The 13,169-nt window shown below is 40.0% G+C and carries 9 protein-coding genes; 8 read left to right on the forward strand and 1 reads right to left on the reverse strand.

Annotation, left to right across the window (positions count from 1 at the left end; translation table 11 throughout):
• Positions 1-2: 2 nt before the first annotated feature.
• Positions 3-2,051 carry a zinc ribbon domain-containing protein gene (locus tag BLP50_RS03695; RefSeq protein WP_090151218.1) on the forward strand — a complete coding sequence of 683 codons (2,049 nt, stop codon included), beginning with the start codon at positions 3-5 and terminating at the stop codon, positions 2,049-2,051.
• A gap of 18 nt (positions 2,052-2,069) precedes the next feature.
• Here the strand turns inward: BLP50_RS03695 and BLP50_RS03700 are convergent, their stop codons facing one another.
• Positions 2,070-2,948 (reverse strand): AraC family transcriptional regulator, encoded by an 879-nt coding sequence (locus BLP50_RS03700; protein WP_090151221.1) that lies wholly within the window; start codon positions 2,946-2,948, stop codon positions 2,070-2,072.
• A 210-nt stretch (positions 2,949-3,158) separates the two neighbouring features.
• Here BLP50_RS03700 and BLP50_RS03705 point away from each other — a divergent pair, with 210 nt between their 5' ends.
• From BLP50_RS03705 to BLP50_RS03735, 7 genes are all read left to right on the forward strand, one after another.
• Positions 3,159-5,408 carry a glycogen/starch/alpha-glucan phosphorylase gene (locus tag BLP50_RS03705; RefSeq protein ID WP_090151225.1) on the forward strand — a complete coding sequence of 750 codons (2,250 nt, stop codon included), beginning with the start codon at positions 3,159-3,161 and terminating at the stop codon, positions 5,406-5,408.
• A 110-nt stretch (positions 5,409-5,518) separates the two neighbouring features.
• Positions 5,519-6,007, forward strand: coding sequence for a hypothetical protein (locus BLP50_RS03710; RefSeq protein ID WP_090151230.1), 489 nt, complete (start codon positions 5,519-5,521; stop codon positions 6,005-6,007).
• Between the two features lie 163 nt (positions 6,008-6,170).
• Positions 6,171-7,031 carry a VanW family protein gene (locus BLP50_RS03715; RefSeq protein WP_176753668.1) on the forward strand — a complete coding sequence of 287 codons (861 nt, stop codon included), beginning with the start codon at positions 6,171-6,173 and terminating at the stop codon, positions 7,029-7,031.
• A 56-nt stretch (positions 7,032-7,087) separates the two neighbouring features.
• The gene (locus BLP50_RS03720; protein ID WP_090151235.1) at positions 7,088-8,719 is read left to right on the forward strand and encodes a GGDEF domain-containing protein; all 1,632 of its coding nucleotides are present in this window, start codon (positions 7,088-7,090) and stop codon (positions 8,717-8,719) included.
• A gap of 103 nt (positions 8,720-8,822) precedes the next feature.
• Complete coding sequence (locus tag BLP50_RS03725) at positions 8,823-9,392, forward strand: thymidine kinase (RefSeq protein WP_090151238.1); 570 nt, start codon at positions 8,823-8,825, stop codon at positions 9,390-9,392.
• A 12-nt stretch (positions 9,393-9,404) separates the two neighbouring features.
• Positions 9,405-11,381, forward strand: coding sequence for a hypothetical protein (locus BLP50_RS03730; protein WP_090151241.1), 1,977 nt, complete (start codon positions 9,405-9,407; stop codon positions 11,379-11,381).
• A gap of 15 nt (positions 11,382-11,396) precedes the next feature.
• Positions 11,397-13,169, forward strand: a complete 1,773-nt coding sequence (locus BLP50_RS03735; RefSeq protein ID WP_090151244.1) for an HAD-IIIC family phosphatase — start codon at positions 11,397-11,399, stop codon at positions 13,167-13,169.

The following is a 13,169-nucleotide window of genomic DNA, read 5'->3' on the forward strand; positions in this document are numbered from 1 at the left end:
TTATGAATTGTTCTAAATGTGGACACGAAATCAATGGTAACATTAAGTTCTGTCCTAAGTGCGGTACTCCAGTCGAGGCAGTTTCAGAGGCTACTGAAGAGTTATCAAACATTGAGGTAGAGCCTGAGACTACTCCAGTAGAGGAGACAGTTGTAGAGCCTGAGACACCAGTAGCTACAGAGGAGACTTCTGAAGAGGAAGCACCAGTGGCTGAAGAGGAGACACCAGCAGAGGAGACTGCTTCTTTATTTGGTGATAATAATGAACCGCTATTTGAAAAAAATGAGGGTTCTATTTTTGATGAGGCACCTGTTGCTGAAAATGATATTTTAGGAGATGCTCCTACTGAGGAACTTACTCAGAATCAGATTCCAGCTTCACAGGCACCAGCTGCAGACCCTGCTATGATTCAGCAGCCTGCATATGATTATGGAACACCTGAATATATTCCAGAAGCACCTAAGAAAAAGTTTAATAAGGTATGGCTTATTGTTATTGGTGCAGTAATTTTAGTAGGTGCTATCGTTGCACTTATTTTCTGCAATTTCCGCGCAGCTTTCTCTAGCCCAAAGAGCTTGATGAAAAATGCCCTTGTTGGATATGTAGAAGATACATTTGATAAGAATCAGGCATACTATGATTTGCGTGCGCAGACATTAAAAGACGATGGAAAGCAGCAGGTTGTTGATGCTACGGTCACTTTAGATGACGGCTTCAAAGACTTACTTGATAATTACGATGTAGATATGGACTGGCTTGAGTCAGCACATATCAGAATGGAAGTTGGTGCTAAAGATGAGAATAATGTAGGTGCCAATATCTACGGTGGAGTTAACGGAGTAGACGTTATTTCGTTATTATACCTTGCTCAGATGGAGGATGAGGCATTCTACATGCAGATTCCAGAGTTATCAGAAGAGTACTTAGGTGTAGATTTATCCGAGATGAGTGATGATGAATTAAGCGGTGCGGTTGCTAGCTTAGATGCTATTTCTCAGATGGGTCAGATTTCTAATGAAGACCTGAAAAAATTAGCAGTTAAGTACATTAAGTTGGCAGCAGATGAACTTAAGGATATTGAAAAAGATAAGGATGAGCTTGAGGTAGATGGCGTTTCAGCTAACTACTACACACTTACAGCGACTATCGATCAGGAGACATCGGCAGCTATTTCTGTAGCAGTTGGTGAGGAGATACTTGAGGATCAGGAGCTTAAGGCCCTGATGAATATTTACTTTGACTATTATGGTTCTAATCCAGTATTTGCTGAGAGTTACGGAATTTCTTCAACAGACTTCGAGGACTGGTATGATGATTTCTTAGATAGTGTTGAAGATATGGTTAAGGAACAGAAGAAGAACCTTAGAAACTATCAGAAGCATCACGATGGAGATACAGAGCTTGCAGAGCTTATCGTTTATGTAAATGCTAAGGGAGACCTTAAGGGATTTGAGCTTACACCAGAGTCTGAGGATGGCAAGCTCTATGCTTACTATCCAGAAGATGGCGATGAATTCGGTATGGAAATCGGATTTGTAGATGGTGGCAGCGAATCTATTATTACAGGTTCTGGTACAAAATCACATGATGTTATCAATGGCGATTTTACAATCAAGTCAGATGGTGATGAAGTTCTTGAAATTGAAGTGATTGACTATGATGAGGGAGCTTATGAAAAGGGACATATTATAGGTGAGTTTGTTGTAAGATCTGGTGATGATATTGATGCTGGTGGTGATATCGCAACCCAGATGCTTGCCAACTTAGAGTACGATATTCTCTTTGATTCATCTAAGGATACTTCAAAGTGTACAGTTACTATTAAGAATGACAGCGTAAGCTTTGCTACAATCAACTTAGAGACTTCATATGGTGAGGTCGAGCTTATGTCAGCACCATCTCATTATTTAGATATAAATGATTACGAAAATGAGGAAAAATACGCAGATTCAATGAGCTTTAAGACTCTTATCGCTAATCTCAAGAAGGCTGGTGTTCCTTCTGAATATACAGATGTCCTTGAGCAGTATGAGGAATTGATTCACTACTAATAATAAGTTTAGCCCCTGCTATTTGGCAGGGGCTTTCATATATTCTCTAGGTGTTTTATTGTATTTCTTTTTAAAGCATCGGTTGAAATGGGACAGGTTTTCAAAACCTACCTGCTGAGAGATGGTGAGAATGTTTTCCTCTGTGGATAGCAGGAGTCTGGCCGCCATCGAAAGCCTGTAGTCATTAAGATAGGTTATAAAACTTACTCCAAAAACGTCCTTGAAAAATCGCATAAAGTGGGATTCTGAAAATCCTGCAAGCTTTGCCATCTCAGCAACAGTCATCTGTTTACTATAATTCAATTCTACATACTTGATGACTGGCTTCAGTTTATCTATTCGTTTGTTTTCTGCAATATTTATTTTTGTCTCATAAAGTGTTACCAAATTAAATAAAAGAAGGTACATGTTTCCTTTTATGGCTAAGCCCCAGGCACCCTCTCTATGACTTGAGATATTGTCATTGGCATCTAAATATTTTTTGATGCTCTCGTATCCAGTAACCCCTCGACGGAAAATGTGGGGGATTTCCACTGTGTTTTCAAAAAAGGGCAGCAGAAAAGTATCATAGAAATCGTCTGTGGTGGAGGAGAACAATTTGGTATCGAAAAGAATGTTTTCATACTCCATGGAAGAGTTCTCAAACTGATAAATACCGTGCATACGTCCAGGAAGAATAAATGCTATATCTCCGGCAACAACAGTATGTTCCTGTCCGTCTATGACAATTATCCCTTTTCCCTTTTTTATATAGATGAATTCCGTGTCCTCGTGCCAGTGTAAGGGCACGCTGTCAAAATCCAAAGGAATGGTGCAAGGATATGTATTATATGGAATGTTGTAGTCAAAATGACTTATCTTTTCATGTATCGCTTGATACTCATTTATATTAATCATGATAGAATAGTATCACTTTTTAGCGTAATAACGCAAGCAAATCGTGGTAAAATAGCAGTATACTCTTACTATCGTAGGGTGTTAATTTAAATTAGTCTGTAGCTAACAAGCTCTAAGTGTTGTCGCAGGAGACGTGTTAGTCGACGAAGACAATATCTTAGGCTTGAGAGCGTAACAGACGGATTGATATCAATAGGAGGAGAATACAATATGACAGCTAACGAGTATATTAAGATAAGATTTGGTCGACACATGGATCAGTGCACTAATGAGGAAATCTACATTGGCCTCTTAGAGTATGTTAAGGATAAGGCTCAGAATAAAGAAATAAAGGGCGGCAAGAAGAAGCTTTATTATATAAGCGCAGAGTTTTTGATTGGTAAGCTTCTATCAAACAATCTGATTAATCTTGGCATTTATGATGAGGTTAAAAAGGAACTTGAGGCAAATGGAAAGTCACTTGCTGAGATTGAGGAAATAGAGGTGGAGCCATCTCTTGGTAATGGTGGTTTGGGACGCCTTGCTGCATGTTTCCTTGATTCCATTGCTACACTTGGTCTCAATGGTGATGGTGTAGGACTTGCTTATCATATGGGACTTTTTAAGCAGGTGTTTGCAAACAATCTCCAGAATGAGGAGCCAAATCCATGGATGTCTGAGCATAGCTGGATGACAAAAACAGACAAGACATATCAGGTAGATTTCGGTGGATTCAACGTACAGTCTCGTATGTATGATATAGATGTAACTGGCTATGACTCAGTGACAACAAAGCTCCATCTTTTTGATGTGGAAACAGTTGATGAGTCTATTATAAAGGACGGAATCAATTTTGATAAGAGCGAGTTTACTAAGAATCTTACACTTTTCCTTTATCCAGATGATTCTGATGAAAACGGAAGACTTCTTCGCGTATACCAGCAGTATTTCATGGTTTCAAATGCCGCTCAGCTTATTTTAGATGAGGCAGTTGAAAAGGGCTCTAACCTTTATGATTTGCCAGAATACGCTGTTATTCAGATAAATGATACACATCCATCAATGGTTATACCTGAGCTTGTTCGACTCCTTCAGATTCGTGGCCTTACTATGGACGAAGCGATTGATGTGGTTTCAAAATGTACCGCATATACGAACCACACAATCCTGGCTGAGGCCCTCGAAAAGTGGCCAATCCACTTTATGATGAAGGCTGTTCCACAGCTTATGCCTATAATTAGAGAGCTTCACAACCGTATTGCTAAAAAGGTGTCTGACCCTGATGTGGCAATTATAAGAGATGGCCTTGTACACATGGCACATATGGATATCCACTATGGTATTTCAATCAATGGTGTTGCGGCTCTTCATACAGAGATTTTAAAGGAAACAGAGCTCAATAAATTTTACAAGCTCTATCCAGAAAAATTTAATAACAAGACAAATGGTATTACATTCCGCCGCTGGCTTTTGTATTGCAATCCAGAGCTTGCTAGCCTTGTGGAGGAGCTTATTGGCCCGGGATTTAAAAAGGATGCCACAGAGCTTAAAAAGCTTGAGCAGTACATGAATGATGATGCTGTAGTGAATAAATTCCTTGAGGTAAAGGATCTTCGCAAAAAAGTTCTTAAGGATTATTTGGCTAAAACACAGGGAATTTCACTTGATGAAAATAGCATTTATGACATTCAGATTAAGCGACTCCATGAGTACAAGCGTCAGCAGATGAATGCACTTTACGTGATAAACAAATATTTTGAGATTAAGGAAGGTAAAAAGCCAAGCCGTCCAATCACTGTTATTTTCGGTGCAAAGGCTGCTCCTGCCTATGTAATTGCAAAGGACATTATCCACCTTATCCTTTGCCTCCAGGAGGTCATTGCAAATGACCCTCAGGTAAGCCCATATCTCAAGGTGGTTATGGTTGAAAATTATAATGTGACACTTGCTGAAAAGCTTATTCCAGCTTGCGATATCCATGAGCAGATTTCCCTTGCTTCAAAGGAGGCATCTGGTACATCTAACATGAAATTTATGTTAAATGGTGCGGTTGCCATTGGTACTATGGACGGTGCAAATGTGGAGATGCATGATTTTGTAGGTGATGACAATATATTCATCTTTGGTGAAGATTCTGATACTGTCATCAAGCGTTACGCTGAGGGCAGCTATGTTTCAAAGAATTACTACAAGAAGGATAAGAAATTAAAGAAGGCTGTAGACTTCATTATTTCAGATAAGCTTTTAGAGGTAGGCCAGAAAGAAAACTTGGAGCGCCTTTACAATGAGCTTTTAAACAAGGATTGGTTCATGACATTCCCTGATTTTGAAGACTATTGTGCAACAAAGGAAAAGGCCTATAAGGCATACGAGAACCGACTTGAGTGGGGCCGCAAGATGATTAAGAATATTGCAAATGCAGGCTTTTTCTCAAGTGACCGTACAATAGCACAATACAATGAGGATATTTGGAAATTGTAATGAATGTACTGGTGGCGGTTTCGCGAAGATTAGATTGATTTTGGGGTTATGGCATGATAGAATATCACTTAGTTGTGGCCCAGTAAGGGTCTAGGTAGGAGGATTATTTTATGAGCCCATTAGCAATTACTTTGCTTGTTATCGCAATAGTGCTTATCGTAGCTATTGTTGTTTTATATTTCTTAGGTAAGAAGGCTCAGGAGAGAGAGGCAGCTCAGAAGGAGCAGATGGATGCGGTTGCACAGCAGGTTTCAATGCTTATCATCGATAAGAAGCGTATGAAACTTAAGGACGCAGGTCTTCCAGAGGCTGTTGTTAAGGAGATTCCTTGGTACGCTAAGAACACAAAGGCTCCAGTAGTTAAGGCTAAGGTAGGCCCACAGATGATGACACTTCTTTGCCAGGCAGATATCTTTGATGAGATGCCAGTTAAGAAGGAAGTTAAGGCTACTGTTTCTGGTCTCTACATCACAAAGGTTAAGGGACTTAGAGGTGGCAATGCTCAGGCAGACACTAAAAAGAAAAAGGGTCTTAGAGCATGGGCTGCTAGAAAGCGCAAGGAACTTGCAGAAGAGCAGGCAAATACAAAAAAGAAATAAAATTAAGAATCTATAGTAAAACACCTTGTTTTTAGCGCAAGGTGTTTTATTTTTTTATGCAACGTGCTAGAATTGAGTAAATAGTCAGAATAATGTCCCATGTATATGGGAAATAATGATTTTATTCATTATTTAGAATTATGTTATGAAACATGGAGGAATTATGGAAAAAATTTTAAAAATCAACAAGCGAATTGTTGCATCAATTCTGTGCATTTGTTTGGCATTTGCCTTTGTGCCTAGTTTAGAAGTAAAGGCAGCAGCAAATGACAACATCCAGGCTGTAGCGGCAGTCTTCGATGAGGCATACTATGCCACAATGTATCCAGATGTAGCAGCAAATGCAAATGGTAGCCCACTTTATCTTTTAAACCATTACGTAAATTGCGGTATTTACGAGGGTAGAAATGCTAGTGCTACTTTTAATGCAACAGATTACAAGACAAAGAATCCAGATCTTGTTGCCCTTTACGGAGACAACTTGATTGCTTATGTTTATCACTACGTTCACATGGGAGCATCTGAGGGAAGAGATGCTACACCAACAGTAGGTGGTGGAATAGAAGTGCCAAGACAGCTTACACTTCTTGGCGTATACGCTACAGAGTATGATCCAACAGCTGCACGTGCAACTAATATTGCTCTTGCTGCAGCCAGTGTTAATGGCACAGTAGTTGCCCCAGGAAAGACATTCTCAGCAAATAGTGCAATTGGTCCTCGTTCTACAGCGAATGGATATGTTACTGCTCCTGTATTTATCAACAAGGAGCATGCAATGGGACTTGGCGGTGGTATTTGTCAGGTTTCTTCTACTATCTATGCAGCAATGAAGGTGGCAGGAATTCCGGCTACAGAGCGTCACGCTCATTCCCTTCCTGTAAACTATCTTCCTGCTGGTTGGGATGCTACAATTTCATGGGGTTCCCTTGATATGAAATTTGTAAATCGCTATGACAAGAACATGGTTATTTACATGAATACAAACAATGGCATTTTGACAGCTGCGTTATATTTGCAAAATTAGTCGTTTTGTCTAATGGATTTATAACGAAGCTGATGTTATAATTCTCTCATAATGTTATGCAAGTAGAGGGAGTGTTGGTTTTGGAAGATATCCTTAGCAAGAAATCACCAGAAGTCACCGAATTGGTTGATGAGATAAATAAAATTCGCAAGGTAGACAACGAACGTCACCTTGATTTGGCGTGCGATTTATTTGACATGGCCCAGGAGCGAGGCAATGACGATCTTAAGGATTTTGCTAGCTGTATTTTGGGCGATGCTTGCTGCCAAAATGGTGATTACTCCCAGGCTCTTTACTATCTGTCAGCAGGTCTTCAGGGACTGGCTCAGACAGATGAATATCTTTTAGCGTGTCTTTGTTACAATGAGCTTGGCATCATTTTCAGAAGTGAGTGCCACTATATTACCAGTGAAGAACATTTTATAAATTGCATAGAGTTGGCTAGAGCTCAGCGCCTGTATGGCGCTGAGGCTAATGCTTGCACCAATTTTGCCTCACTTTGTAAGGAGATGGCATCACCTGAGAGAGCTCTTGAGTACAACTATAGAGCTATTGAGTGCTGCGCATACATGGAGGATGGCATACAGAAGAGCTCTGTTATGGCGGGCAATTACGCATGCATCTTCAATATATATTGTGAGATGGGCAAGCAGGCTAATGCAGAGGATGCTTATAAAGAGCTGGAAAAGGTTATGGCAGAGTGTCCAGCCTGCGAGAAATATTTCGATATTATTCTTGCTAAATATCACTACTATCGCATGATAGGAGATGAAAAAAAGGCAGAGGAGACATTAAGTGATACTCTTGCAGCATTTTTCTGCTGCGATGATTACTATACATATTTTGACGAGATTAAGGATTTGCTTCAGATTCTCCTAGAGGAAAAGCAATATGAGACTCTTGAAAAGATGTTTATCAGAATCGCTGAGACATCAATAAGAGGAGACGTTTCCAATCTGAATCTGTTTGTTTGCAATTGCAAGATTCAGATGTATGAGGAGCTTGGGGATGAGCAAAAGAAGCTTCAGTGTGCTTACGATTATTTCAAGTATTCACAGCAGCAGTCTATCGATAATAAGAGAGCGTTCCTTACCACCCTTAGACTTCGTTCTGAGCTTGTTCAGCAGCGCACCAGAAATCTTTTCCTTTCTGCAGCAGCAGAGACAGACCCATTGACTGGAATCGCCAATAGACTAAAGCTCAACTCAGTTATTGATGAGCTTTTCGATATGGCAAATAAAGAGGGTAAGAATCTAGGCGTGGAGATGATGGATGTTGATTCCTTCAAGCACATCAATGACAGCTATGGTCACGATATGGGAGACAAGCTTCTTGCAGCCATAGGTCGCGTTCTTAAGAAGATTGTAAGTGACAATATTTTTGTCGCCAGATATGGTGGCGATGAGTTTATCATTTATTACTACGATATGAGCGATGAGGAAATTGTGGAAAAGGCAAAGTTTATCCAGAATGAGATAGATGCAGTATCTAAGAAATTAGAGCTTGAAAGAGTCACTCTTTCTCAGGGTGTGGTCAACCACATTCCACAACATGGAAACAGAGCTTGGGACTATATGAATTCTGCTGATTATGCTCTTTATTTTGTTAAAAAGCATGGCAAGGCCAATGTGAGACTTATCCACAAGCGAGTTGACCTTGAAAAGGAAGAATGGAAAAAGGTATTTTAGCCCAAGAATTTTGACACTACAACAATTAAAATGTAAAATATGTAATTAACTGGACAGAAGACTTCTATCAGTCTTCTGTCAATTTGTGTAAAGGGGTTTTGTTATGGCGAAACTGTATTTCTATTATGGCGCAATGGGCTCATCAAAAACTGCCAATGCGCTTATGACTCATTTCAATTACGAGGAGGTTGGTCAGAATGCTCTCCTTGTAAAGCCGGAGGTAGATACTCGTTTTGGCGAGCGAGTAGTTCGCTCTAGGATTGGTCTTGAACATGAGTGTGTTTTCCTTGAGGATCTTATGGAGATGTCTGAGGAGGAGATTAAAAAATTCGATTGTATTATTGTGGATGAGGTGCAGTTTGCCACACCGGAGCAGGTAGATTATTTGTCGGATATTGTTGATTTTATGGATGTGCCTGTAGTAGCTTATGGATTGAGAGCTGATTTTAGAAATGAGCTTTTCCCAGGTTCAAAGCGTCTCATTGCTATCGCAGATGTTATTCACGAGGTGAAAACAGTCTGCTGGTGCGGTCGCAAGGCTACTTGCAATACCCGTTACAATGAAAACGGAGTAGTGCGCTCGGGCCCTCAGGTCATGCTTGGTGCCAATGATTCTTACGTAGCACTTTGCCGTAAGCATTTTAAATTGGGACAGTTAGCTCCTGAAAAATAGAAAGGATTTTCCATGTTATCTAATATAGGAATTACATTTGTATTTTTTATATATAGCTTAATCTGGCTCCAGCTTCCAGGTATGCTTTTTGCCCAGCTTCTTTTGCCTAGGAGACTAAAGGTAGCCACCAGACTTTTAGCTAGCTACTTTTTAGGTTTTATGTATCTGGCGTTGGTATATTATATCCAGTCATTGGTGGGATGTAGTTGGCTTATTACTGTAGCTGGTCCTGTGGCCACAGCCAATTTTCTCTTCATATATTGGAAAAAGGGCAGACCATCTATATTTAATGCAGGGGAGAAGCTTAGCCTGTCATTTATAGTTATTTTTGTGGCTACATACATTATATCGCTGATTAATTTTAAGCTTAAATTTATTGGAGCTTTATCTGGACAGACTACCCAGATTTATCATGATTTTCTTTTCCATACTGGAAATATTGTATCTCTTAGCAAGGGCTTTCCTTCCGGAGATATTCGAGTTGATGGTCTTACATTTTACTATCACTATTTTTATGAGCTTATTTTTGCTATGTGCAAAAATATCTTCCATTTTGATGCCTTCAAGACATATCTCAATGGAAATGCGTTAGTGTGCGCTTGGCCACTTTCCCTTTCTCTTATGATTATAGGAGAGCGACTAAAGGGCGGCAGATACTGCAGACCTAGGACATTCTTTTTCTATTGCATAGGTACTCTAGTGTCTTGCATTTGTTTGCTTCCTCTTAATGTGGTGGGCGGTACATTTCCAGTGTCTTGGCTGGACAATCACCTATTTGGTAATGGCAATGCTATGGGCCTTGCTATGGCTCTTACCATTCTCTGTGTGGACATACTGGTGGAGGTTTGGTACGACAAATATTCATTCAAGGTGATGTGCGCAATATTTGTGCTTGCAGCAGCTACTACTGGATTTAAGGGTACATCTGGAGTTTTGCTTGCAGCTATTACTTTTATCGTATTTGTTGTAGAGCACGCTATCACCAGGAGATTTCACTGGGGTAGATTCTTGTATGTAGTTGCCACTGTTGTAGGCTTTTGCGTTACTTATATGACAGTTACAGTTGGACTTAGTTCTACAGGCTCTAATAACAGAGCCATGACCCTTACTCCTGAGGGCACCTTAGAGGCAGGGCGTGTAGGTCAGATTCTTTCTAAATTAGGTATTGATTACATGGATTCTCCTTGGATTATACCTGCAGTGATTGCAGCAGCTATTTGTATTGTTGGACCATGTATTTTGCCATTTGTTGGATTTACTGTTTCAAAATTTAAGACTCTTATACATGATGGAGTTATCGGCAATATTTTTGATTGGTTCGTCATAGGCTCAGTTATAATGGGCGTTATCGGCTTTTGCTTTGTTTCTGTGCCAGGACTTTCTCAGGGATATTTTGTCATTACCAATGCTGCCTTTATTTTCTACGGCGCTATGATGTATGTCATAGACAACAGGGGTAATTTGATATCTCACATTATGAATGGATTCTGGTGTTTGGGAGCTCTGCTTTTAGTGGTAGATATAGCATACTTTTGCCGCGACGACATCAGACAACATGCTATTTATAAAATGGAAGCAGGCGACAGAGCAGATCTTGTTTCTCGGGATACCATGGAGGCTTATCTATGGCTGAGGGACAATACACCTGAGGATGCCAAGATAGCAGTAGATAGATTTTCAGAAGAGCTAGATTATCGCAATATTTATTTTTATGCAGGAGCCTTTTCTGAGAGACAGTGTTATCTAGAAGGGTATGATTACTCAGATATTAGCGAGGAGCGCATTGGCGCAATGCGAGCTGTGAATGAGAGATTCTATAGCAGCGACTGGAAGGAAGCTGATGTAGCTATTGAGATTTGCGGCATTGATTACATCGTTGTGACAGACATGGGACATCCTGATTACCAGGGGGACAACTGGCAGTTAGATTTGGTGTTTGAAAATGATGATGTTAGAATATATAAATACAACTACGAAGCTAAGCCATAAGAAAGGCAAGGTAAGATGAAGGAACTAGAATATCCATTTGACAGTGATTATTTACTTTCCAAGAAAAAGAGAATAAAAAAGGAGCTGCTTGCTTCAGATGTTAAATTCATCGACAAAAAAGTAGCTATATTAGGCGGTAGCACCACAGCTAATATTATGCTGATGATGGAGCTGTTTTTGCTTAATAATGGTATTCGACCTACCTTTTATGAGAGCGAGTACAATAAATACTACGAGGATGCAGTTTTTCCTAATCCAGAGCTTGAAGAATTTGCTCCAGATATTATTTATGTTTGCACTAGCAATAGAAATATCAGCGACTATCCAGATTTATCTATGTCTAGGGAAGCGGTGGATGAGCTCATTAACAGCCAGTACGCCAAGTACGAGACAATCTGGAAGACATTAGCTGAAAAATATAATTGCCCAATTATCCAGAACAATTTTGAGATGCCTCTTTTTAGGCTTATGGGCAATCGCGACGCATATGATTATCATGGTCACATGAATTTTATCTCTAGACTCAATCAGCGCCTCTATGATTACGCTGAGGCCACTGAGAATTTCTACATTTGTGACCTTAACTATATTTCGGCAGACTACGGACTTAAGGAGTGGTCAGATCCATTTTATTGGTATATGTACAAGTATGCTATGTGTGTGCCTGCTATACCTAGTCTTGCTTTTAATGTTGCCAATATTATCAAGTCAATTTTCGGTAAGAATAAAAAGGGATTTGTCCTTGATTTGGATAACACTCTTTGGGGCGGTATAATTGGTGATGATGGTGTTGATGGAATTGTCATTGGACCAGAGGAGGCTGAGGGGCAGGCATACAGCGAGTTCCAGCAGTATCTTAAGGCACATCAGCAGCTTGGTATCATTTTAAATATTGATTCGAAAAATGATTATGAGAATGCAATAGCAGGAATTAATCATCCGGACAGTGCATTTAAAGAGGATGATTTTATCTCTATTAAGGCCAACTGGAATCCAAAGGATAAAAACTTTGCAGATATAGCAAATGAGCTTACCCTGCTCCCTGAGAGCTTGGTTTTTGTTGATGATAATCCTGCTGAGCGCCACATTGTAACAGAGCAGCTTAAGGGTGTGTGTGCACCTGAGCTTGATAATGTGGTTCATTACATACAGACTATTGATAGGTCAGGATTTTTTGAGACCACAAGCATTTCTGCAGACGATTTAAAGCGCAATGAAATGTATCAGGAGAATGCAGCTCGTGCCAAGCTACAGAGCAGCTTTACAGATTATGGTGAGTATCTTGATTCTCTTGAGATGACAGCTGAGATTGATGCTTTTTCGTCAGTTTATATGGCGAGAATTGCACAGCTTACTAACAAGTCAAATCAGTTCAATCTCACCACTAAAAGATACACTCAGGCTGAGATTGAGGCTACTGCAGCAGACGACAATTATGTCACACTATACGGCAAGCTCATCGACAAGTTCGGTGACAATGGAGTGGTAAGTATCACAATTGGCCACGTTGATGGCGAGGTATGCGATATTGATTTATGGCTTATGAGTTGTCGAGTTTTAAAGCGTGACATGGAATATGCTATGATGGATGAGCTTGTGGCTCGTCTTAAGGCTAGAGGCGTTAAGACACTTCGCGGTCACTACCTTCCAACAGCTAAAAATAAAATGGTTAAGAATTTCTACGGTGATATGGGATTTACACTTGTAGAGGAAAAAGAGGATGGAACATCTGATTGGACACTTGACCTTCAGGGCTATGTCGACCAGAATACACACATTAAACGCTAG

Origin of the sequence: Pseudobutyrivibrio sp. AR14, from assembly GCF_900101325.1 — a bacterium.
GTDB lineage: Bacteria > Bacillota > Clostridia > Lachnospirales > Lachnospiraceae > Pseudobutyrivibrio.